General features: G+C 45.0%; 18 protein-coding genes and 1 tRNA gene. 12 read left to right on the plus strand and 7 right to left on the minus strand.

Going from position 1 to position 24,488, the window contains the following annotated elements:
* Positions 1 to 48: 48 nt before the first annotated feature.
* The 3 genes from FHS68_RS07760 to FHS68_RS07770 are packed head-to-tail and all read left to right on the plus strand — an operon-like array spanning position 49 to position 2,919.
* Complete coding sequence (locus FHS68_RS07760; protein ID WP_167268881.1) at positions 49 to 684, plus strand: HAD family hydrolase; 636 nt, start codon at positions 49 to 51, stop codon at positions 682 to 684.
* Positions 674 to 1,873, plus strand: a complete 1,200-nt coding sequence (locus FHS68_RS07765) for a site-2 protease family protein (RefSeq protein WP_167268883.1) — start codon at positions 674 to 676, stop codon at positions 1,871 to 1,873. Before FHS68_RS07760 ends, FHS68_RS07765 begins: the two co-directional genes overlap by 11 nt.
* A gap of 20 nt (positions 1,874 to 1,893) precedes the next feature.
* Complete coding sequence (locus FHS68_RS07770; protein WP_167268885.1) at positions 1,894 to 2,919, plus strand: phosphotriesterase family protein; 1,026 nt, start codon at positions 1,894 to 1,896, stop codon at positions 2,917 to 2,919.
* A 33-nt stretch (positions 2,920 to 2,952) separates the two neighbouring features.
* Here the strand turns inward: FHS68_RS07770 and FHS68_RS07775 are convergent, their stop codons facing one another.
* Positions 2,953 to 4,239: an asparagine synthetase B gene (locus tag FHS68_RS07775; protein ID WP_208408258.1), complete on the minus strand. Its 1,287-nt coding sequence runs from the start codon at positions 4,237 to 4,239 to the stop codon at positions 2,953 to 2,955.
* A gap of 114 nt (positions 4,240 to 4,353) precedes the next feature.
* On the opposite strand from FHS68_RS07775, the gene FHS68_RS07780 reads away from it, so the two are divergent.
* From FHS68_RS07780 to FHS68_RS07800, 5 genes are all read left to right on the plus strand, one after another.
* Complete coding sequence (locus tag FHS68_RS07780) at positions 4,354 to 5,598, plus strand: ABC transporter permease (protein WP_167268887.1); 1,245 nt, start codon at positions 4,354 to 4,356, stop codon at positions 5,596 to 5,598.
* Between the two features lie 115 nt (positions 5,599 to 5,713).
* Positions 5,714 to 5,797: transfer RNA gene (locus tag FHS68_RS07785), tRNA-Leu, on the plus strand.
* A gap of 237 nt (positions 5,798 to 6,034) precedes the next feature.
* A complete protein-coding gene (locus FHS68_RS07790) occupies positions 6,035 to 9,886 on the plus strand; it encodes a GEVED domain-containing protein (protein ID WP_167268890.1) in 3,852 nt (1,283 codons plus the stop codon).
* A 23-nt stretch (positions 9,887 to 9,909) separates the two neighbouring features.
* Positions 9,910 to 10,212: a phage tail protein gene (locus FHS68_RS07795; RefSeq protein WP_167268892.1), complete on the plus strand. Its 303-nt coding sequence runs from the start codon at positions 9,910 to 9,912 to the stop codon at positions 10,210 to 10,212.
* 38 nt (positions 10,213 to 10,250) lie between these two features.
* A complete protein-coding gene (locus FHS68_RS07800; protein WP_167268894.1) occupies positions 10,251 to 10,628 on the plus strand; it encodes a phage tail protein in 378 nt (125 codons plus the stop codon).
* Here FHS68_RS07800 and FHS68_RS07805 read toward each other — a convergent pair.
* Positions 10,609 to 11,241: a response regulator transcription factor gene (locus FHS68_RS07805; RefSeq protein WP_167268896.1), complete on the minus strand. Its 633-nt coding sequence runs from the start codon at positions 11,239 to 11,241 to the stop codon at positions 10,609 to 10,611. The genes FHS68_RS07800 and FHS68_RS07805 overlap by 20 nt on opposite strands.
* 104 nt (positions 11,242 to 11,345) lie before the next feature.
* The gene (locus FHS68_RS26650; protein ID WP_167268898.1) at positions 11,346 to 14,336 is read right to left on the minus strand and encodes a sensor histidine kinase; all 2,991 of its coding nucleotides are present in this window, start codon (positions 14,334 to 14,336) and stop codon (positions 11,346 to 11,348) included.
* 345 nt (positions 14,337 to 14,681) lie between these two features.
* Between FHS68_RS26650 and FHS68_RS07815 the strand changes: the two genes are divergently transcribed.
* A complete protein-coding gene (locus FHS68_RS07815) occupies positions 14,682 to 15,674 on the plus strand; it encodes a ScyD/ScyE family protein (RefSeq protein WP_167268900.1) in 993 nt (330 codons plus the stop codon).
* A 32-nt stretch (positions 15,675 to 15,706) separates the two neighbouring features.
* Positions 15,707 to 16,684: a c-type cytochrome gene (locus FHS68_RS07820; protein ID WP_167268902.1), complete on the plus strand. Its 978-nt coding sequence runs from the start codon at positions 15,707 to 15,709 to the stop codon at positions 16,682 to 16,684.
* Between the two features lie 108 nt (positions 16,685 to 16,792).
* Here the strand turns inward: FHS68_RS07820 and FHS68_RS07825 are convergent, their stop codons facing one another.
* The gene (locus FHS68_RS07825) at positions 16,793 to 19,084 is read right to left on the minus strand and encodes a GEVED domain-containing protein (protein WP_167268904.1); all 2,292 of its coding nucleotides are present in this window, start codon (positions 19,082 to 19,084) and stop codon (positions 16,793 to 16,795) included.
* Between the two features lie 123 nt (positions 19,085 to 19,207).
* Here FHS68_RS07825 and FHS68_RS26750 point away from each other — a divergent pair, with 123 nt between their 5' ends.
* Both FHS68_RS26750 and FHS68_RS07835 read left to right on the plus strand, forming a co-directional pair.
* Positions 19,208 to 19,366, plus strand: coding sequence for a zinc-binding dehydrogenase (locus FHS68_RS26750; protein WP_208408295.1), 159 nt, complete (start codon positions 19,208 to 19,210; stop codon positions 19,364 to 19,366).
* 103 nt (positions 19,367 to 19,469) lie between these two features.
* Positions 19,470 to 19,694 carry a hypothetical protein gene (locus FHS68_RS07835; protein WP_167268906.1) on the plus strand — a complete coding sequence of 75 codons (225 nt, stop codon included), beginning with the start codon at positions 19,470 to 19,472 and terminating at the stop codon, positions 19,692 to 19,694.
* A gap of 74 nt (positions 19,695 to 19,768) precedes the next feature.
* On the opposite strand, the gene FHS68_RS07840 is transcribed toward FHS68_RS07835, so the two are convergent.
* From FHS68_RS07840 to FHS68_RS07850, 3 genes are all read right to left on the minus strand, one after another.
* Positions 19,769 to 20,023 (minus strand): hypothetical protein, encoded by a 255-nt coding sequence (locus FHS68_RS07840; protein ID WP_167268908.1) that lies wholly within the window; start codon positions 20,021 to 20,023, stop codon positions 19,769 to 19,771.
* Between the two features lie 205 nt (positions 20,024 to 20,228).
* Entirely contained in the window at positions 20,229 to 21,092 is an 864-nt protein-coding gene (locus FHS68_RS07845; protein WP_167268910.1) for a glycerophosphodiester phosphodiesterase family protein, read from the minus strand.
* Positions 21,093 to 21,201: 109 nt separating this feature from the next.
* The gene (locus FHS68_RS07850; RefSeq protein ID WP_167270819.1) at positions 21,202 to 24,408 is read right to left on the minus strand and encodes a TonB-dependent receptor; all 3,207 of its coding nucleotides are present in this window, start codon (positions 24,406 to 24,408) and stop codon (positions 21,202 to 21,204) included.
* Positions 24,409 to 24,488: the final 80 nt, after the last annotated feature.

The following is a 24,488-nucleotide window of genomic DNA, read 5'->3' on the forward strand; positions in this document are numbered from 1 at the left end:
AAAAAGCTAACGGCTAAAAGCTAAAAGCTCGCGGCTAACAGCCATCTAATGAAAAACCAAAAAATCAAAAACATCATTTTCGACCTTGGTGATGTTATTCTCAACATTGATGTTCCCGTTGCTTCCCAATCCTTTGCCAATCTGAGCGGGAGAGAGCAAAGCGAAATCCTGACCATATTTAATGAAAATGATCTCTTTCGTCAGTTCGAAACAGGAACATTGAGCGAAGGCGGTTTTCGCAATTTTATCAGGGAAAAGCTAAATTTCTCTGACTTATCGGACGAAGCGATTGATACGGCCTGGAACAGTTTGTTGCTGGACCTTCCACCCGAAAGAGTTGATCTTCTTCAAAAACTGGCCAAAAGTTATCGCTTGTTCCTGCTAAGCAATACCAGTTCGATACATATTACGCAAGCCAACAAAATCCTTGAAGCTTCAACGGGCATTAAGAAGTTGGACGATTTGTTCGAAACGGTTTTCCTTTCCTACGAAATGGGACTAATGAAACCCGATGTCCGGATTTATCAGAAAGTATTGGAACAGGCTGGTTTGAAAGCAGAAGAAACGCTGTTTCTGGACGATAATTATGACAATATTCAGGCGGCTTCCAAGATAGGAATTGACACCATCCACGTTCAAAAACCGGTAACCATTCTGGAATATCTCAAAGACTATGCAGTCTAACACACGCACTTACCTCATCCAGGCTATTCTGTTTGTATTGACCATCATTACCACCACCATGGCGGGTGCAGAGTGGATATATGGCAGTATTTTTGCTTTCATTTACGACTTCGCTGTTTTTTTGGGAGGAGATAATGCTGAGCCAAAGGCTTTCGAGAAGTTCAAACTCTTGGGCTGGTACCAATTTATGAAAGGGTTCCAGTTCTCCATTCCTTTTCTTGCGATTTTAACAATTCACGAATTTGGACATTATTTTGTTGCCAAATATCACCGGGTCAAAGTGACACTTCCCTATTATATTCCCTTGTGGTTTGGAATTTCGCAGAGTATTGGTACGATGGGCGCTTTTATTCGCATTAAGTCGGTTGTCAAATCCCGGCTCAAATTCTTCGACATAGGCATTGCGGGCCCATTGGCCGGATTTATTGCCGCTCTTGTGGTACTTTGGTATGGATTTACGCATCTGCCACCGCCTGAATACATTTTTACCATCCATCCCGAATATGCCCGGTATGGACTGAATTACCCCCAATTTGCATACGAAAATCCGGCAGGTAACCTCATTTTGGGGGATAACATCTTGTTTTCGTTGTTTAAAAAGTATGTTGCCGATCCTGCGAGGTTACCACATGCTTACGAGATGATCCACTATCCCTACATTTTCGCGGGATACCTTGCGTTGTTTTTCACATCATTGAATTTAATTCCAATCGGGCAGCTGGACGGCGGACATATTCTCTATGGATTGATCGGTAAAAAGAGATTCAATATTATCGCGCCGGTTTTATTTGGAATTTTTGCTTTTTATTCGGGATTAGGGCTTTTCCGTACCGACTCATTTGCAACAGGCAGCAATGCGGTGTTTTACGAGCGCTTCTTTTATTTAGCGATCTACGTTTATTTTCTATTTGTCTGCTTCAAAAGAGTAAGTGATAATCCGGCAACCGCATTGATGATCGCCCTCATCATAGTCGTCGGCCAATTTGCAGTTTCCTACATCCGCCCCGATTGGGAAGGTTCGACAGGTTTTTTACCATTTGTATTCATTCTAGGCAGGTTCCTCGGCATCCTCCATCCCGAAACCGATGAAAACGCGCCGCTGGATACCCCACGCATTATCCTGGGAATCTGCGCATTGGTGATTTTCGTCATTTCTTTCAGTCCGACGCCGTTTATTGTTATTGAGTAGATTAATCGCAGATTGTTGAAATGGAAAACATTTATGACTTGAACCCATTTTCACGCAGGCAATTCCTCCAAATCTGCGCATTAACCCCATTTTTACCAGCCTTCATTCCGGAAGAGCCTTTCACATATTCCGTCAAAGGAAAAATAAGCACTGCCGATCTCGGCCCATCGCTCATTCACGAACATGTTTTAGTAGACTTCATTGGAGCCGATAAAATAACGCCCGATCGCTGGAACCACAATGAAGTGATCAAGAAAGTGCTTCCCTATCTTTTGGAAATTAAATCAAGGGGAATTAAGAGCATCATGGAATGCACACCCGCGTTTCTTGGCCGGGATGTGCGGTTACTTCAAAAATTATCCGACCAATCCGGACTTAATATCCTGACGAATACCGGCTATTACGGCGCCTCAGACAATAAATATCTTCCTTCCTGGGCATTCACCGAAACTGCGGAAGAGCTTTCGAAGAGATGGATTGACGAATTTAAAAATGGCATTGACGGCACGAACATTAAGCCGGGCTTTATCAAAACCAGCGTTAATCCTGGTCCACTATCTCCATTGCATCAAAAACTTATCACGGCAGCTGCATTAACACATTTGCAAACCGGTCTGACCATTTGCTCTCACACCGGCCCGGCGATTCCGGCAAATGAAGAAATCGAAATCTTGAAAAGATTAGGCGTCAGTCCGAAAGCATTTGTATGGGTCCACGCAAATGGTAGTCAGGAAGAAATTATAAACACTGCCAAAAGTGGCTGCTGGGTCAGTCTGGATGGAGTTAGCGATGATAATGTGATCAAAATGGCTGAGCTGATCATCTTTCTCAAATCAAATCACCTTTTGAACCAGGTGCTTATTTCCCACGATGCGGGCTGGTATCGGCCGGGTGAGCCTAATGGAGGAGGTTTCAAAGGTTACACTGCGATTCCTGACAAGCTGCTGCCTTTTTTGAAAGCGAAAGGTTTTGAAGAAACGGATATTCGTCAATTGATGATTACAAATCCGGCAAATGCGTTTGGGATACAGATAAAGAAAGCCTGATACATGGTCCACCATTCGCACCCGTTAGCTAATCTAAGTTTTCAATTTCTTCTTCTTCGCTGCTGGGAAAAGAATGTTATTCAGGATCAAACGGTATCCCGCCGAATTCGGATGTAAGTTCAGGTCTGTGGGCTCCTCGCCTACCCGATGCTGATAATCCTCGGGATCGTGGCCCCCGTAAAAGGTAAAGAACCCTTTGCCGTGTGTACTGTGAATGTACCGCGCCTCCTTAGCCGATTTGCTTTCTGCAAGAATAATAACCTCTGGCTTGATCAGCCTGTTTTTAAATGCCGTGGTCTGCCCCAAAAATCCTTTGATCAATGTCTGGTGATTTTGTGTCAGCATACTCGGAACGGGGTCCCATTTGGCCGAAAACTGAAAAAGGGAAAAGAAATCATTGGACTCGATCAATCCCCGTTCGTCCGGCTGATTATCAATGTCTGAGAATTCAATTTCGTAAGGATATGGGATTGTTTTAAAATCTTTGAAAGCGAACGTATTGTCGTAATTCAATTTACCATTGGCGGTCGGATCAGCGGGCGTGCCGTCGTACATCGCTTCCACAATGTCAAGCCCGTCGGCTGCAAGAGTGATATCGAAAGTGTCTGTTGCATTGCACATCGCGAACATATAGCCGCCACCGCTTACAAATTCAGAGATTTTTTTGGCTACTGCCAGCTTCATTTGTGGAACATTTGCAAACTGAAATTTGGCCGCTGTTTCCTCCGCTTCCCGCTTTTGCTCACGGTACCAGGGATAATCTTTGTATTGAAAAAACTTACCGAACTGGCCCGTAAAATCTTCGTGGTGCAAATGCAGCCAGTCGTATTCAGGTAACTTGGTATTGAGCACTTCATCATCATAAATGACATCATAAGGAATCTCCGCATATGTAAGGACCAATGTGACGGCATCATCCCAGGGTAATTTAGATTTAGGTGAATACACCGCTACTTTGGGCGCCTTTTGCAATTTTACCGCATCCATATTCACGTCCGGCGCACTGATCTCGCTCAGTATCTGCCCTGCCTGCCCTTCTGAAATCACCTCGAAGCTCACGCCGCGTACCGTCATCTCAGTCGCGAACTGCTGCGTATAAGCCACCATGAAACTGCCTCCCCTGTAATTCAGCAACCAATCCATTTCCATTTCGAAGTTTTTCAGGATCCAAAAGGATATGCCGTATGCTTTCAAATGGTTCTTTTGGCTCTCATCCATGGGAATCAAAAGCCTGTTAGCGGTGCCTTTAAATGAGATTGCGAGAAAAATGATAAGCGGGATAAACAGGCGTATCACTGGTTTGATTCTTTCAGGTTTCATGCGCAGCTTTACAAATTGTAAATACTAAATATAGGAAGAAATTAAAACGATCTTTCACATTTCAGGTATTTCAACGACGAAAAACGCATTATGGTGCACCAGCGCTAACCAGTTATGAACATCCGCGAAAATATAGATGAAGGGCTGCGTTCCATTCAAAGCAATCTGCTGAGGACAGTCCTGACTGCATTGATCATTGCGATCGGAATTACTTCATTAGTTGGTATTTTGACTGCCATTGAAGGCATCCAGAGTTCGGTTAACAGCAGCTTTGCCGACCTTGGCGCGAACACATTCACAGTCCGGAACCCGGTTGACGATGATTTTTTCGACCAGGGACGACGGCAAAAAAAATATCCTCCAATCAACTACCGCCAGGCACATACTTTTGCCGAAAAATTCAAATCATCGTATCCTGCAACCGCTTCGCTTTCAGCGGGGATCAGCGGAGCAGTTCAGGTCAATTATCTATCTGCAAAGACAAATCCGAACAGCAGCGTGATCGGTTCTGATGACAACTACCTTTTAATCAACGGGTACAAAATCGATCAGGGACGCAATATTGATAAAAATGACCTCGAAAATTCGTTGAATGTAGCGGTACTTGGTCAGGAAATAGCGCGTAAGCTTTTTGTGCGCATTGATCCGATCAATAAAGAGATCACATTCATGGGAAGCAGATACCGGGTTGTGGGTGTGCTTCAGAAAAAGGGTTCGATGGGAGGTAATAACGACTCCGACCGTATTATCCTGATCCCGCTTGAAAACGGGCGCGGACTTGCCGCCAACCGATCGCTGACCTACAACATTACCGCCTCGCCTACCAATGCGACTGACGGGGATTTCATCGTGGAAGAAGCCAGGGGCATCATGCGCAGGATCCGTGGCGATGAACTGGGCAAACCCGATTCCTTCGAAATAGACCGTGCCGATGCAATGGCCAAAGATTTCGAGGAGGTCAGCGGATACCTGAGGATAGGTGGCTTCGGAATTGGTATCATTACCCTTTTGGGTGCTTCCATTGCATTGATGAATATCATGCTGGTTTCGGTGACCGAAAGGACAAGAGAAATTGGCATCCGAAAATCGTTAGGAGCAACACCGCGAGTGATCCGGTTTCAGTTTTTAATTGAGGCCATTGTGGTGTGCATCATCGGCGGAATTGTTGGATTGATATTAGGGATTTTGATAGGAAATGGCATTTCAAAGTTGATCAGTACTGAGAGCTCATTTGTCGTTCCCTGGCTATGGATGGCCATGGGAATAGCCGTTTGCATCATCGTTGGCGTGATTTCAGGAATTTACCCCGCAATTAAAGCTTCACGGCTCGATCCCATAGAAGCATTGCGCTATGAATAAGCGAGTTGCATCAATTCTTCAAAACAGGGACTAGTTTCACATCAATTTTTTAAACCGGAAACTTGCTTAATCTTTTTTTCTCCCTACTTTTGCACTCCCAACAAGAGAGATCAATGCCCGGATGGCGGAATTGGTAGACGCGTTGGTCTCAAACACCAATGAGGTTACACTCGTGCCGGTTCGACTCCGGCTCCGGGTACAAAGCCCCTTAGCGAAAGCTAGGGGGCTTTTTGCGTTTATGTCTGTTATACATAGCCGCAAAGGGCACGCAGGGATAGCAAGTATTTGCTATTGCGCAATGTGTACCATTTGCTGTTTTTTGTATCGCAACTTACTGCTTGTAGTCTAGAAATACTTATTGGAACAAAAGCCAACTGACTGCTGTAAGAACTCGCCTGATAGGACAATTTTCACAAAAGACATAAACTACGCTCGGATGAAAACCAAACTCTACTTCACATTTTTTTTAATTCTCTTGTGCTTTGCTGGTAGCAGCATTGTTCACGCACAAACTTATTGCGCCTCCTGGGGTGGCGGTACCCAGGATATCGTAAACGTGGAGATCGGCACATTAAGCAATTCTTCAACATGTAATCAATCGGCTGGCGCTGGATCTGTGCCGGGTAGTTATTCGAATTACATCGATCTTGCTGCCCCGGATCTTATGCAATTTAAAACTGTTCCTATTTCGATCGGCGTCGCCTATTGCACCGGTTTTCAATCGGTAACAACTTCAATTTGGGTCGACTATAACCATGATGGCAGTTTCGGGGCTGGTGAACTTGCGTATCGCTCGGGGTCAATCTTCGAACCAAGCCATACTGTAACGGGTACAATCACTATTCCGGGAAGTGCATTGTTAGGCCCGACACGAATGCGGGTTATTACTGCAGCAACTGGAAATGTAGAACCTTGCGGCAGTTACAATGGTGGTGAAACAGAAGATTATACAGTGAATATTGTATCACCACCATTTTGCAATGGTGCACCTGCACCGGGAAATACCCTAGCGAGTCAAACAACTGCTTGCCTCAATGGAACCATTGATCTCTCGTTTTCATCATCTTCCGCACTGAATAGTGGTGATGCTGCCGGGTTTACTTATCAGTGGTTCAATAATGCCGGTCCGATTGCAGGCGCTACCAGCCCTACCTACACAGCAACCGTTACATCCGCAGACAATTTTTATTGTCAAGTCACATGTAGCCAAAGTGGCCAAACGGGTCAATCAACTCCGATTGCGATTGGTTTGACACCGTTTTATGCATGCTATTGCGCTTCTATTGCTACCAATACCACAGGTCTGGACATTTTTAATGTAACGGCAGGAACACTAAACAACACCTCTGACCTTTCTCAAACCGGAGGGCCCGGATCCATTTTAAATAGATATTCCAATTACACCACGCTGGTGGCGGCTCCGGTCTTTAATCAGCAGGCTACGATTCCATTCTCAATACAAGTTGCGGAAAACAGCGGTAATGCCTCAACTTCCATCTGGATCGATTACAATCAGAATGGCATTTTCGAAAATCCAGGTGAAAGAGTATATCAAACATCGCAACCAAATTCTGGCAACCATACAATTAACGGTTCTTTCACGATTCCTTTAAGCGCTTTAACAGGCATCACAGGAATGAGAGTCGTTTCAAATGCCGGTCAAAATCCGGTAAGCTCTGCTTGTGAAGGCTATACTGCGGGCGAAACCGAAGATTATTTAGTAAATATTGGAGAAATTCCTGCATGCAGCGGCGACCCGATCCAAACCAAAACAATCGCTACACAACTTCCCGTTTGCCCGGAAGCAAGGTATACCTTCTCACTCAGTCCTGCGATTATTACTGCCGGTAACACGTATCAATGGTATAATGACGCCGGACCGATTGCGGGTGCAACCGACGAAACATATACGGCAACCATTACAAGTCCGGACAATTTTTATTGTGAAGTAACCTGTTCCAATGGCTCAAAGAAAACAAGATCAATCCCAGTTTCTGTCTTGACATGCTATTGCACTTCTGCCGCGAATAGCGGACCAACATTAGATGTTACTAATGTAACCGCGGGAACATTAAACCATTCAACTAACTTTTCTCAAACCGGCGGACCTGGATCAGTGTTGGGTGCTTATTCCGACTTTACAACCGTAGTGGATGCGCCCGTATTTAATCAACTGGCAACGATCCCGTTTTCAGTATCCGCAGGCGGGACTTCCTCTTATTTCCACATTGCTATCTGGATAGACTATAACCGTAATGGCACCTTTGAAAGTCCGGATGAATTTATACATCAAGTAAGAGGTTTTCAGAATTTGACCACAACTGGCTCATTTATCATTCCTAAAACCGCATTATTAGGTATCACCCGTATGCGGGTCATTACCTCTGTTGGCCTGACTCCGCTTAATTCCGCCTGCCAAAATTATGGTCAGGGGGAAACCGAAGATTATCTGATCAACATTGTACCACCTCCTGCTTGCACCGACAGCCCATTACAACTGAATGCAGTAGCTACGCAAAACCCGGTTTGCCCGGAGGTGAGTTTTACTTTTTCGCTCAGTCCTACTATCGTTACCTCCAATAATACCTACCAATGGTACAATAATGCTGGTCCGATTGCAGGTGCTACGAATGAAACATATACTGCGACAATCACAGGTCCTGACAATTTTTACTGCAGTGTAACCTGTCCAACCAGCGAAAACACAACCATATCGACACCGGTTGCTGTGAATGATACCTTTCTTTATTGTCCGTGCACCTCTGCTTCCGATACTGAATCAGGTTCGGACATATTTAATGTAACGATTGCTGAATTAAACAATTCCTCCGACTGTAGCCAATCCGGAGGTCCGGGCTCTATCCGTAACAGGTATTCAAATTACACACCCCTGGTAGCTGCTCCGAACCTTACCATATTAAATACTATTCCGATCTCTATTCGAATGGGTCAGTGTGGATCTTTTGGTTTAAGTGCAACATCTGTTTGGATCGATTACAACCATAATGGTAGCTTTGATGCGCCAGGGGAAAGAGTGTATTTCTCATCAAATAACTTTTCCCCGGACTATACATTGACGGGTTCCATCTCAATTCCGGAAACTGCTTTGCCAGGATTAACGCGCATGAGAGTCATATCCGGTAACGGGGGAATAGGTGATTCTGCTTGCGGAGGTTATGACAGTGGTGAAACGGAAGATTATTTTGTGAATATCGTTGCTCCGACTTGTAGCGGTAACGTCTCTCTCCCTACAGCCGCAACCACAAATACGCAAAATGTAGCCACAACACCTCTGGTAGCTAATAATTGTGAATATATTGCCAAAGTCGTGCCCACAAACGGCTTTACGGATGCTACTGTTAAAAGCTGGCTTGAAACAATCCCGCCTTTTAAATATGTGCCGCGGCATTATGAGATTACACCAGCCACTAACGCAAACACGGCAACCGGCATAATAACCTTGTACTTCTCACAAGCCGATTTCGATGCCTACAATGAAACCATTACAGCTGGTCTGTTGCCAACCGGCCCAAATGATGTCTCGGGTATTGATAACTTCCAGATTGTTAAATTTTCAGGGTCCAGTCCGACAGGCTTGAACTACCCCGGGCCGCCTTCATCTATCCCAACCGACGCAAATTCCTGGAATGAAGGAGATTATACATTTGTTTGGAATCCAATCAATTCCATTTGGGAAGTGACATTCCCTGTAACCGGATTTAGTGGCTTTATAGCGAAATCAATTGAACAATCTTTACCAGTTACATTGACTTCTTTCACAGGGAAAGCCGTAGAGAAAAGCAATGAGCTTACCTGGCAAACCAGCTCAGAAGTTAATTTCAGCCATTTCGAGATTCAAAGGAGCGCGAATGCAAAAACATTTGAGAAAATCGGTGAGTTAGCATCGGATAAATCACGAATCTACACCTTCCTTGATTCCAATTCACCTCGCGGAAAAGCATATTACCGCCTAAAAATGATAGATCTGGATACTAAATACAGTTTTTCTAAAATGATTGCAATAGGCGGTGACACAGAGGAATCCGTAGTCGGCAATGTTTACCCCAACCCAAGTACTGGTAAAGGATATATTGAAATTAATGCAATAACGAAAGGCACCTGGAATATAACCTATTATGATTTGGCAGGGAGAGTGCGATCGAACAAGAGTAAAATTTTACAAGCTGGGTTGAATATCATTACGATAGACAAGCTGTCTCCTGGTTTAAACATTTTGAAGTTTGACAACGGAAGTATTTCCGAGACCAGGAAAGTAGTAAAAGAGTAGTGAAAAAATAACGATTTCTTGTCATGGATTACCCTTATGTTGGCGAAATCAAATTGTTCGCCGGGAGATTCGCGCCTGATGGCTGGTTGTTCTGTGATGGGAAGCTGCTTCCCATTGCAGAGAACCATTTTCTTTACCATGTGCTGGGGACCACATACGGTGGCGACGGACAGGTCACATTTGCTCTGCCCGATCTGAGAAGGTGCATGCCAATTCATCAAGACGAGGGGCCCGGAGATGGGGAAAGGCCTTTTAATAACGGCGAGCCTTATCTGTATGTCAATTATATCATTTCACTCTACGGGATATACGCGCCAAAAAGTTGAGCTAAGATCCATCCCTGATTTACCTGAAACCTATAGTCATGAGAGAACCCTTTCTGGCGGAAATTAAATTTGTTCCTGCACATGCCGCGCCCGAAGGCTGGGCCTGGTGTGATGGCCGGAAACTGCGCATTGCAGAGCATCCGGCTTTGTTTGAACTGTTGGGAACCACCTTCGGCGGTGACGGCCAATATACATTCGCATTGCCTAATCTGGTCGGGCGTAAGCCAATTCACATAAAATTGCATGCAGAGATACTTGAATTGGCCAATCAGTCGTCGCGCCCGCGGGTCCTGGAAAGAAGCGATCAGCCACATCCTGCATGGCCAAACTACGAATCGACTTACTTCTGCATTGCACTGAAAGGCACTTTTCCATTAAGTAACAAAGCCCCGGACGTCAGACCAACCTTTCTCTGATCGCCAGGCTCACCGCCTCGGTGGCGCTGTTGACGTAAAGCTTGTCATAGATATTGCGGATGTGGTTATTTACCGTGTTGTAAGCAATATTACATTCTGCGGCGATTAATTTGTAGCTGTAACCTTTAACCAAAAAACCTAATATGTGCTTTTCACGCTCGGTCAGGTGGTAATCTTTTTGGGTTGTCGTTTGGGTAGAAAAGTAACGCAGGACTTTGGTAGCAATGCTGCCAGTCATAGGCGCACCCCCTTCAAGCGCCTCTCTCAAACTCTCAATAAACCTCTCCGGACTTGTTTTCTTTAACAAATATCCGTTTGCACCGGCTTGCAGACTACCAAATATCCGCTCGTCTTCTTCAAAGTTCGTTTGGATAAGCACAGGTAATGCACCAAAATGCCTTCTTATCAGGATGGTTGCCTCTATGCCATTTGTTCCGGGCATATCGATGTCCATGAGCACAAGGTTGGGCTTCGATTCGGTAATGTTGGCCAGAAGATTATTGGCATTAGGAAAAGTCCCGGTGCACTCAAAGCCGTCCGAGAGATTGAGGAGCATGGAAACGCTGCTCAATCTTTCCTGATTATCGTCGAAAATAACGATCCTTGACGCCATACAATGAGTTAATAGCAATTAATATGATCTTGAAATAAACAGGCTGCAAAATTAGCATGCGAATTGTTTCTACAATATAGCAAATACTAGTCATCTTTATTTGGTTAGAAAACCAATGTAATAGTAGTACCGTCGTCGATAGCGGAGTGGATCGTAAGCTGGCCGTTCATCTGAGCCGCACGCTGATGCATATTGGCCAACCCATTGCCTTTTCTGATGAATTCAGGGTCAAACCCCCGGCCATTGTCTTTGATAATCAGTTTGATATGGCCGTCCTCGCGCGCTGTATATACTTCAACGGTGCTGGAATTGGAATATTTGGCAGCATTGTTCATCGCTTCTTTGAAAATCAAATATAGGTTTTTTCGTGTCTGCATATCCAATTTTTGGTTTTGGATCTGGCTATCCACTTCAAAACTGAAAGCAAACCCTTTGGATTCTGCCAATGTGCTGCCGAATTGAAACATGCGTGCAAATACGTCCTCGATCTGGTCACTCCCAGCCTTGACACTCCATACGATATCACTAAGCCCCTCCTGAACCTGCTGGGCATTATCCTTTATTTTTTGAACCACCTGCTGATGTTCGGTTTTCTCCATTTGCATCAGCAACGCCTGGCTGTAAAAAGTAATGCTGCTCAGGGTGCTCCCGATCTCATCGTGCATATCTGCACTTATGCCATTGCGGATTTTTTGGATATCCATGATCTGCCGGAGCCGGTATTGATAAAAGAGGTAAATCAAAAAACCTACGACCAGCAAACTGAGAACGAAAAACCAAACCGATTTATACCAGGGTGTGAGCACACTGACGGGTGATTGCCATTCCTGGCTACTCCAGTCGGCGCCTCCCACGGAGACCTGCACTTTGAGCAAGTAATTTCCGGGTGGCAAACTGTTAAAAAGTAATTTATTCCCATTTTCAAACATCTGCCAGCGATCATCCCCCCACCCTTCCAGCTTATAGCGAAATCGGTTCAATGAGGTGTTTTGGTAATCCGGGCTCATAAATGCAAAGGCAAAAAGGCGATCACCGGGGTTGAAAATGATCTGTTTACCGGCCTGATGGATGATAATCGTGTCGGTCTTGCTTAGATCGGCATCGAATTTGGAATAGGAAATAAGCTGTAAGGCGCTTTCTTTTTTTGAGCTCAAATCCAGCTGCTCGGGATTGAATGCTACAACGCCGTTCAGGCCGCCGAAATAAAGGGTGCCGTCTCTCGATTTTAGATAGGACCCATGATTGAATTCCAGGTGTGGCAAACCGTCTGAAATTCCGTAGTTATGGAATTTTCTGGTTCGTGTGTTAAAGCGCGACAAACCTTTGTTGGTACTCAGCCAAAGATTTCCCCGCTGATCCGGCAGTGCCGCATAGATATTGTTATCAGGCAGGCCGTCATGCGTGGTAAAAAGCTGCGTTTTTTTGCTATCCACATCAATGCGGATCAACCCTTGCCCGCTTGCCGCCCACAATGCATTTTCAAACCATACAGTGTGGAAAATTTGTAAAGCCGGAAGTTTGATCTTGTCTCCGGCTGTCTGTCCATAATGTTCATAAATGCTCGCATCTTGATTCAGAACGTATAAGCCATTCGTAGTACTGACTAAAACGCGGTTTTTTTTCCACGGCATAAAGTTGTTGACGCGTTCATTTTTGATATAGCGCCCGGCTTTATCATTTAAAAGATCGGGCTTCAGGTCCCGCGTACCGATAATGCCCATTCCACCCCAGGTGCCTGTCCAAAAGGTGGAATCATTGAGTTTGTAAAAGGAAGTAAATCCGCGTCCGCTAACAAACGGAAATTCCACCGCATGATAAGCCTCGGTCTCCGGATCAATTTTCAGGAACTGTGTGCCGTCCGTCACCGCATAAACCTCGTCTTTGGTAAAGAGTACCTTATACGGGATCACCATTTCATTTGAAATCTTGGTCTGGCTGTGCAGCTGCATGTGTCTGCTCAGGTGTGTTATGGGATCAATTTGATGAAGTAAGTATTGTAAACCATTTCGGTTATAACCATAGGAACACGCCCAAATCATACCGGAATTATCCTCAGTAATGCCCCTTACGCTGCTGCCGATATCGCCCGTCTTTTCCAAAGGGACACTCATGTATCTCCTGAAAATTTCTTCGGTGAGTGTTACTTTAATGAGACCGTCGACGCCTGCCACCCAAAAACTGCCGTCCGCGCTCAAACAGGCACCGAAAAAGAAAATATCCGCACCCGATTTTTGCAGCAGGCGGGTCGTGAGATTTGTGAACTGACCCGTCACTTGATTTAAAAAACCAATCTCTTTGGAAGATTTATACCACTTATAACTGTTCTTATAAGCATAAATAAAATCAGGGGCTATCGGGGAGTCAATGTCTGTAACAGGACTGAAAATTCGCGTTCCGAGCGCATAATGACGGATCCGGAATTTCTTACTGGTTTTATGCTTGTAATATATTTGCAATGTATCAGCATCGGACTGCACAACATTGAATACGCTGAAATGGCGGGAATCCATCTCCTCTGCCAATAGATTGGTCCGGTTAACCAGATATGCTTTTTCATCGATTTCGTCCAGAAAAGTACTGTCGCTGAATGCATATCGCCTGTTTTTCCCATCCATAAATAGTTTGGTCACCTGGCTTCCAACAGCAGCAGAATGTCCGGCGTCGGTTGGTGGGGTGTACAGGGCCACGGGGAGGTAATCCTTATTGATTTTAGTCAGCTTACCCCGCGGTATTGACACCCAGGCATTTTGATCATTGTCAAAAAAAATATCCAGATTTTGCCTGGAACCAACACCCTTCAAAATTTTTGAAGGATCAATAGTCTTGCAGGTCAGATCAAGGGGATTGATAATGCTGAAGCCGCTATTATGTGCTACCCAAATATTGCCTTTCGGCCCTGTCCTTATCTGGTTGATCAAGGTGCCACCGCCCAGAGAACGGGTGAGCATTGCAGTAAAGTTTTGAAAATTATATCCATCATAACGCCAAAGCTCCTGACCAGTAGCCACCCACATAAATCCCCTGCCATCCTGGGCCAGTGAACGCGTATTCCGGCTTGGCAAACCCTGCTCAGGACCAAACAGCTGAATATTCACACGCGTTTGCGGTGCCTGCGCAAGGCAGATGTTTGTAACAATCAGAAATATGAAAGATAGCAGGCCATACAAATGGGGTTTTATACAAGACAAATTCAACTGGAACTGTAAAAGTCTGCACAGCATGAAAAGACAGGAAGTGTTTGTAAGGCGTATGTAACTGTATATATACCTTTAAAGTAGATTATTCGATCAAATGACATACATTCTTTTTCCTAACCACCTGCCACAACGGCGAATACAGGGTTAAATCACCTGATATAGCAATAATTTGCTATTGTGCAATGTCGCGCTCCTATCGTCTTTTGCACTAAGATTTTACTCAACGTTTTTTTCTAAACCAACATGTCAAATTCCAAAAAGTTAACTTACTCACTTTCGACATTCTTGTTTTTCCTTTTCGTCCTGTCTTGCACAGATCACGATATTTTTGAACCTGAACCAGAAACCTTGTCTTCGGAAATATTTATAAGCGGATTGAGATATCCGATCGGACTGGCAGCAGATGACATGGAAAACCTATGGGTGACCGAAGCAGGATCTGGTAAGGGCAATGATGGCAGCGTTTCCATGATTACACCATCCGGCGTGAAGACAACATTTGTTACCGGTCTCCAGTCCCTGATGCGGGAAGGATCAATAGAAGGAATTGCCCATTTGGCTTATCGCGAGGGGCAATTATATTTTTTGCACGGCTCCAATGGAATTCTTTATACAGCGGACGTGTCGTCCTTCAAATCTGGCGATGCCCCCGTCCAGCTGGCCGATATCGACTCAGTTGATATTGGAAGCTATGTGGAAAGTCTTGGATTGACCGACCCTATCAATTCAAACACATACGATTTTACATTTGGCCCGGACGATCATATGTACATCATTGACGCCGGAAGCAATGCCATTATCAAAAGGGATAAGGTAACGGGCGCACTAAGCTTATTTGCTAAATTACCCAATGTTGCAGCGGATGTAGAGGCTGTGCCAACTGGCATCGTTTACGATGGAAGCAAATTCCTCGTAAGCACATTAACCGGCTTTCCTTTTACACCAGGTAATGCTAAAATCTTTCAGGTGAATACATCAGGAGTGGTAGACGTATACAAGTCTAAATTTACGACGCTGACCGGTATTACACTATCAGCCAACCAGAAGCCCATTGTCATTCAGCACGGTGTTTTCGGAGCAATGGGATTTGCTGCTAAGTCTGGTAAAGTGCTCAATGAAGATGGAAAAGTACTCCTCGACAGCCTCACACGGCCGACTGACATCATCCGTGGAAATGGCCGAATCTACTATCTGCTTAGCTATCAGGACGGCACAATCAGCAAGCTGACGTATTAAAATGTTTCACTTAATCTACAAAGACCATCTAAGTGAAAGCAATTAAACTCATTGGTAAAATACTCGGTGCCCTGGTTGTTATTGTTCTTGCAGGCATCACGTATGTTAAAACAGCGCTTCCCGATACTGGCCCCGCGCCCGACATTAAAATAGAACGTACCGCGGCCCGTGTGGCGCGGGGAGAGTATTTGGCTAATCACGTGACGGTTTGTATGGACTGCCATAGCACCCGCGACTGGTCGCGCTATGCCGGACCGCCCTCGGGCGGGTTCGGGGCGGGCGGTGAAGCCTTTACCCAGGACATGGGCTTTCCAGGCAAATTTTATGCGCCCAATATCACACCCTATACGCTAGCCGGATGGACGGACGGAGAAATTTTCCGTGCCGTCACAACCGGTGTAAATAAAGAGGGAAAAGCATTATTTCCGGTGATGGCCTACCACCGGTTTGGCCAGCTTGACCAGGAGGATATTTACTCGGTGATCGCTTACATTCGTGAGTTGCCGGCAGTAAAAAAGGATATTCCCGAGTCAGAACCCGATTTCCCCGTTAGCATCCTGATCAATACAATGCCTAAACAGGCTTCTTTCACCACGCGTCCGTCAGAAGCGGATCAGGTGGCTTATGGGAAGTATCTGATCACTGCCACCGGTTGCGTGGATTGCCATAGCAAAACGGAGAAAGGAAGTGTAATTGCCGGAACTGAATTTGGAGGAGGGATGGAATTCGCTGGTTCAAACGGCGTTATGCGCTCGCCAAACATTACCATGCATAAAAAAACAGGAATAGGTAACTGGACAAAAGAAGCTTTTGTTGCCCGTTTTAAGGCATTCGTTGACAGCAATTACGTTTCTCCTAAAATGGCACCGGATGCCATTAACACGCCAATGCCCTGGACCATGTACGCAGGCATGAAAGAAGAGGATCTCAATGCTATCTATGCTTATCTCAACACAGTGAAACCAATCGATAATCAGGTAGTAAGAATGGAAAAAAAGGTAATCAACTAGTCAATCCCCATTTGTTGATTCCCTGATATTTTGGTTTGTAAAACGAGCAATGTGGTTGAATCTCCATTCAACCGCATTGCTCGTTTTACGATCAGGCTATCGATGTGATTATCTGGTTATGAGCACCTTTTGTGTGCTGACAGTACCATCCAATTGAATGATTGACAAGATGTACATGCCTTGACTAAGCTTCGAAACATCGATTCCATTGTAAAAGTGTTTTTGACTTTCGAATACTTTCGCGCCGGATATCGCATGTAACGTTACCTGCTTCACCACTTCGTCATTGCTGATCAGGATGCGATTGCTCGCCGGGTTAGGATAAGCGGTAAGCGTAGATGTTTTGTCAAAAAGCACGCTTATAATTTTGCTTAGGGAGAAGGTTTTGTCATGATCAATCATCTTGAGGCGATAAAAATTCCTGTCTTTCACGGGAGCCTTGTGTTCGAATGTATAATTTGCCTGAACGCTGCTTTCCCCTTTTGCAACCACCGTTCCAACCAAATTCCAATTCTTGCCATTGGTACTATGCTCAATCTCGAAGCGGTCCGCGTTTATTTCTTCTGCGGTCGCCCATTTTAGCGCTACATAATTTTCACGGGCAGAAGCCTCAAATGTGATCAGTGTAACCGGAAGAGCATCCGAAAACGGTAAAAAGTAATCTTCAACCTCTCCGTTGGTGGCCATGCCCGTCATGCCGCCAGTCGTTAAAACGTCCGTCGTGAGCCGGAACCTCCCAAAGGTCCCGATCCTGCGCTCAAATCCACTCATTGCGACAGCCGGCCAAACCAGTGTTGCCTCTGTACCGGCTGGGGCCAATGTTGTACAAACTCCTTCCAGCGATTCAAAAGTGCCATTATTGTTCCAGTCAATCCAGCCGCAAAGGTTTGCGGTCGATGCTGTTCCGTTACGGGCTGATACTTTGACCGTATAATTTGTAAATGTCCCGCTACCCGCTGCGGAAATGACTGGGAATGAAGAAATTCCGTCCTCATCATCCGTTCCTGTGTTATCATCCCCGCTTGCAGGCGGACTGGTGCCACCATCGGCATCGATATCAATCGTACTTCCCAGTGTAAGAGCCGGGTTTACCTGATGAACTGCACCATTGTCTGCTGCTTTTGTGCCATAGGAAGCAGGCGCATCGCCATAATCATATCCTGCATTAACAAACTCGACATGCACGGTTTGACCTGCACCCACCGTGACGGATGCATTGCGATTCTCAAGACTTGTGGCCACAGAACCACCGGCTGAGTTGATACTGACCAGTTTCCAGGCAGGTTGTGTAGGGTTCTCCTCCACCCGGTAAGTACCCGGGGCAACATTTAAAACGATACTGTTGGCATTGCCAGACTGACGGACCTTATGGCTGTTCATCCAGCTGCCGTTTTCCCGGCGTTGAATGATTTGTCCGCGATCGCTTGTGGGCACATCGTCTTCGGCATTCAGCGTCAAAATGGGTGTATCGCCGTCGGATCCTGCAGATAAACCCGATGGGTTGCTTCCGAATCCGATACCACTGCTGTTTAGGTCAGCAACCCATACTCCGTTTTCCAGATAGTAACTCGTTGTCGAATTGACAGCCCATACTTTACCGTCAGCTGCGACCGTAATATCCCTAAATGACAAGGAAGGAAACGTTTGAGCAATCGTCGCAGCGTCCCCGGAAAATGTTACGCGGTATACTTCCCCGGCAAGTTCGCTAAGCACATATACGGAGCCATCCGGAGCTACGTCAAGGCGCGTGCCGCAAACATTTGGATAACTGGTAAAAAATCCCGATCCTGTACTGCGAGCAAGGGTATGACATCCGAAATTTCTCACCAAGACAAATGCGTTTTGAACGGTACCTGCGGAAACTCCGATGTCCACTGCATTTATCGAAGCCGATAACAGTTGAAAACTATTTGAATTACTGTTCCAGGTGAACACAGCACCCGCTTCATTAACAAGCACCGAATGGCCTCTGAGGGTGACATCTATTCTCATGCCCATGCCAGGCGCCTGCACCCACGCTGATGTACCGGCCGTTCTGTAATAAATGTTTCCATTTCCTGTTCCCGATTCTGGAGCAGCGATTGCCCACATGATATTATTTTCACCCATGCCCATATCCTGCATGGAAATGAACGACGGATCATCATTCAATACAAATGACGGGATAGACGGGATGTCCGTAAAAAAAGTAAAATTGACACCGGGAGAAATTTCTGGTTGTGTTTTTTTTGAAACAACGATTGTTCCAAAATCATCATTTACCCTGGCGTTCTCATTCATTGTACTGCCAGAAATCCGTTGCTGAGCGCGAGAAACGGAGATAATGTTGAGCAAAACGAATAACAAAATTAGTTTTTTGCCCATTAATAAAACGAGGTCATCAAAGTATAGAGCTTTCATATTGAGTAAAAAAAGGTTGGGAATTTAAATGGCATTTGCCTCCCAAATTTACCGCGTCAAAAGCTGGCGTGGTATAGCAAATAATTGCTATACAGCACTTTAAGGCAGCCGTAATAAGTAATCCTGGCGGAGCAGGTCAATTTTCAAGAATTTATCGATTCGATTGAAGCCGGTGAAATAATTCTGCCGATCAGCAAAACATTCCATTTGGAGCAAATTGTTGAAGCCCACGAATTTATGGAAAGTAACCAGGGAGCCGGAAAAATTGTCGTTTTGACTTAAAGCCAATGCATACTTTTTTATGCGTTTTTGTTGAACTTCGGTAGAATAATTCGTTTGCCGTTACTAAATTCAAAATTTGTTACCTTGCTAAAAATCTTTTGCGATGACTTATAAAATTGTTTGTCCGGTAAAAAACAATCAGGTAGTCCTGACTCTTCCGCCTGCTTTTAGCAATAAAAAGCAGGTAACAGTTTATGTTGATGATCAGACAGATGTCAAATCCCAGAAACTTGATGCATTGAAAATAGCTGCCAAAGACCCCTTATTTCTTGCTGACATCCGCGAAGTGCATGCTGATTTTGATTCTATTGAGCATGAAACATTATGACAATAAAATGATGGTCTGTGTATCGTGCGAATTTAGATCCTGTTATAGGCTCCGAGCAAGGTAAGTCAAGGCCATCACAGTTCCTCAATCATCGTCCTATACTTATCCACCTGACTTTCAAAATTCCTGATACCCGTCTCATAGATAAATTTCAGCGATTCCAGGTCGTCTATGTCTTTGTCGTATGCCGCAGTTCCTTCCGCATTCCTGTCGAGTTTGGACAGCAGTTTCAATAACTTTTTTAGAGATCCGGCATTTTCCCCAGCGCGGTACTGATACCATTCCAGCAACATCTGGTAGTTTTTCTTGATGGGGGTTTTTGTTGGCATTTTGGTTTTGGATTTAAGGGTGTTGTTTTTGAAGAATGGATGAGTTGATTGTCCGGCTAAGTAGCCATAACATGTATCAGTAGCAAATGTTATTCCTGATCGATTTCTTTGACATTACAGCAGTAAAAGCTTCTAGCCATAAAAACACGGTATCAAAAAAGGCCGCGCGTACCCGCGCGGCCTTCAACTCAAATCGGGAATTATCTTAAAACAAATCCGGATAATCCGTAATAATGCCATCCACGCCCAATTGGGTGAGTTGATTGATTTCTTCTTTCGTATTTACAGTCCAGGGTACAACCTGCATTCCTTTTTCATGACAGGTTTTGACAGATTGACTGGTAACTGTTTTGTAATATGGACTGTAAACTTTTGGGACAAAACCCAGTAAGGCCAGGTTATCTTCCAGAGACTTGGGATTTGCAGTCAAATAGGAAAGGGTAACATCGGGAAAATCCTTGTGAAGCACCTGCAACGGGCGAACGTCAAATGATTGAATGGTCAGCCGGCTCCCCAAATTTTTGGCTTTGCAGACATCCATCACCAGTTTTACAAATTCCGCCGGTGCGGGATGCTCTTTGTCGTCGCCGTTTGGGGCCGATTTGATTTCAATGTTGTACAGTGGGGCCTTCAAGCCTTTGCTTTTTACATAAGCGTCCACGGAATCGATTAACTCCGCAAGCAGGGGTTTATATGTTTTTAATTTTTGCTGCTTTGCAAACTGTGGATGAGGTTTACTCCCCGCGTCAAACTTTTTGATCTCATCATAATTCAACTGATAAAGAATAATCTGCTTGGCCTCTGCGGAAGTAATATCCGTTCCGTCAGGCTTGCGCATAAAGTCGGACGACATATAGGTATCGTGCGAAACCACTACTTTTTTGTCTTTGGAAATAACAACATCCAATTCTAATGTCTGCACGCCCAGGTCCAACGCTTTCAACATAGCCGGAATGGTATTCTCAGGCATCAAGCCGCGTCCACCGCGGTGCGCCTGTTTGTCCAGAGTAGCTTGCGCAAGCACAACATTGGAATATAACATCAGTAAAACGATTACTTTTTTCATCATTCTTATTTGTAAGTATTTTAAAATTAAATATTTAAACTGAAAAAGTTTGACTGCTCGAAACGATCCGGCAGTCAAACTTTTCATTGGCAAAATTGAAATTAAATCCTTATTAAAAACTATATCTCAGACCTAACTGAAACTGGTAAGGGTTTCCGGATGGTGTAACCACACCGGCAGTATTCACGCGATACACAAATTTCTGATTGGCTTTGTCAAACCCAGCAATGGCCGGAGTTGTGCCAGAAGCGGGGATACCCAATGCATAAAGCGCCTGGCTGCCCAGTGACTTGTTGCTACCCCAATCCTTATTCAAAAGGTTGGCAACATTGAAGATATCCGCTGACAACTCGATGCTGTGGCTTTGATAAAGTTTTATTTTCTTAGTAACCCTCAAATCGAAAATGCCGTAAAAGCTGTTGATACCACCGTTTCTTCCAGCTATTTTGCCGGAATATTTGGTAATATAATCTTTCACACTCTGGCTTGCATTTGGATTGTCAATGATCGCCTGTAATCCTTTTCTTACGTTTTCCGGAACGCTAGGGTCATTTTTATCAAAAACAAAAGCTAAATCATTCGTTCCCGAAACAAAGTCGGCATTGCTATTGGCTCCTGAAAGTAATGTGTACCTGCTTCCGCCAAGTCCTGAGTAACGTACACCTACATTAACGCCCCAAAAAGAAGGCAGCGAACCGTAGAACACGATTTTATGACGGAAATGGTTATCAGAATAACTCAATTGACTCAAATTACGGGGATCGTCTTTCACAGGAAGTGAAAGCGTTGCGGTGTTGGCTACATTACCATTGTAGGATGTATTGTCTTTTGTATCGTTATAAGTGTAGCTCATGGTGATTTCACCATCCCTGAAATACTGGTAAGTCGCGTCGGCTACAAAAGCAAATGTGTTCACTTTTCCAGCACTGTTCAATTCAAGGACACGGCCAAATTTCTGGCTTTTCCGGCCTTGCAGCCAGTCTCCCGCGCCATTTGCAGGCATGGAAGCCAACGGAACAAATACGCCCCGGTTATCTTCATTGGCCAGGCGGAAATATGGATCATCTGCCATGTTCCTGTCCACATAAAAGTAGTTATTGCGACCCAGCGCCATATAACCTGCTACGCCCACTCTCAATTTATCCGTGAAATAATGGCTGTAAGATGCGTTCGCCTTGTATATCACCGGTACGCGGGCATCGGGGCCATTGGTATTAATCGTCGGCACTTGCAGCGAAGAAAGACTTGGAATACTTGCATAATTATTACGATAAGCAGCAAAATCAGGAACAGGGACATTTGCGCCGCGAACATCAACCGTTGCAAGGTGCTTACCATCAAAAGTAAGATTGTTGATGAGCACGTAATTATTGATGTCAGAAGCGAAAATCCCTCCTCCAACGCGGACAATGTCCGTATGTCTTTCATTAACATCCCAGGTAAATTGCAGACGCGGTTGCACCACAAACGATTTCAGCCTGTGGTCCGTGCGGATTTGTAGCTCTTCAAGTAACGTCTGGTTCAAAGGCGAAGTCGGATAATGTGCATAATCCAGACGCAAACCGGCAACCATATCAAGGCCAACGCCAAGCTTGGTTTTCATTTGACCGTAAATACCTGCATTAAGAATGTTCCCATCCACCGACCAATCCGTCATCAAAGGAACTTCACGATAATACCGATAAGGCTGCAATGCTTCAAATTTATCCAAGGCTGTTTTGCCAGCCGCCGCGTCTACAGTGTAATGGAACCTGCCGTTTACCTCGCTGCCATAAGTTGAATGTGAGCGGGTATACATCAGGTCGATTCCAAAAGTATATTCTACTTTGTTGGTGTTGTAATAAAGGTTGTCCACCAATTGGATCACATTATTGGTAAAACCCTCCTGCGCAAAACGGTGACCTCCCATTTGAATGTTTGTGGATTTCGAAGTCCCATCGCTCAATGTGGAAACAACGCCTTCAACAATCGCTCTTGGAATGTTGGAAGAAGGAAGCTGGTCTCCCGGGCTACTTTTTTGATGCGTATACAAATGCTGGACCTTCAATTCATTGGTCAGACGTGATGTAATGGATGACCGCAGCGAGGCGAGCAAGCTGTTATCAACATTATAGTCATTTCCGGTCGATTCATAGATATTGATCGACGTGTTATCCTGCAAACCAAGCTTGTTCCTATCATTTGTATAATTATCCCTTATCGTCAGCAGGTTTTTGCCATTGATCTGCCAATCCACGCGGGCAAAAACCGCGTCAGAACCGCGTTTTTTGTCAAATGTTCCATATTGAGGGGTATTGGCAACTCCGTATTTGGAACGAGCGATATCAACGAAACGGTCGAGGGTTGTTCTGGTAACGTTAAATCTGTTTTCATCCACCGGCGCAAGGACATCCGCAATCACAAACGGGCGTGTATCCTGCTGATGGTCCCAGGCCACAAAGAAGTGCAGCTTATCCTTAATAATAGGGCCACCCAACGAAAATCCAAATTGATTGGTCGAAAATGTGGTATTCAATTTATTCCCACGAATATCGTAAGGGCTTGATAACCAATTGGCCCTGCTGTAATTAAATGCACTACCGCTCAGTCTGTTCGTACCCGATTTGGTTACCGCACTCACGGTTCCACCACCGCTGCGGCCATAAGTAACATCATATTGGTTGGTAACCACCTGAAACTCCCGCACCGCCTCAATTGAAATCGAATAGGGTGCTCCGCTCCTGCTTGTTGTAGATCCTGCCGAAGTCGGGTTTTTAGCGTTCATCCCGTCAATGGTGTAGTTGGTAGAAGATCCCAGCTGCCCAGAAATGTTACCTCCCTTACTCAAAGGAGACAGGTCCATTAATGAAGTGAAATTACGGCCGTTCACCGGAAGGCGGGTGATATCCTTGGCTGAGATGGCAGTGGATGCACCGATGTTTTCAATTTTGTTTTTGATACCAGAGGCTACAACCTGCACCACTTCGAGCGTCTGGTCTGTCTCTTTCATGGTCATTTTCACTTTGATCGCATCGCCCTGATGCAGAATGTACCCGGTCAGTTTTTGCTCTCCAAAGCCCACAAATGTGGCGACGATAGTATAAGGCCCTCCAAGAGGTAATTCCTTAAAAGCGTATTCTCCTTTGGCATTGGTAGAAGTTCCGGTCGTGAACCCTGTTGATTCATTCTTAACCTGAACATTGGCACCCGGAAGTTCGGCATTCTGATCATCGGAGATAATCCCCGATATGGACGCCTGGGTCGTCTGCGCTTGTAAGTCATTGAAGTACAAGGACTGGCAAGTGAGAAAGAATACAAGTAGTAGTAAAAATTTTTTCATCATTGTAATAGGTGTTTTTTGCGAAAATAAGGCTGCAAAAGACGACTATTTCAATTCCGATGTGATTAAGAAATCATTAA

Origin of the sequence: Dyadobacter arcticus (assembly GCF_011762185.1) — a bacterium.
Classification (GTDB): Bacteria; Bacteroidota; Bacteroidia; order Cytophagales; family Spirosomataceae; genus Dyadobacter; species Dyadobacter arcticus.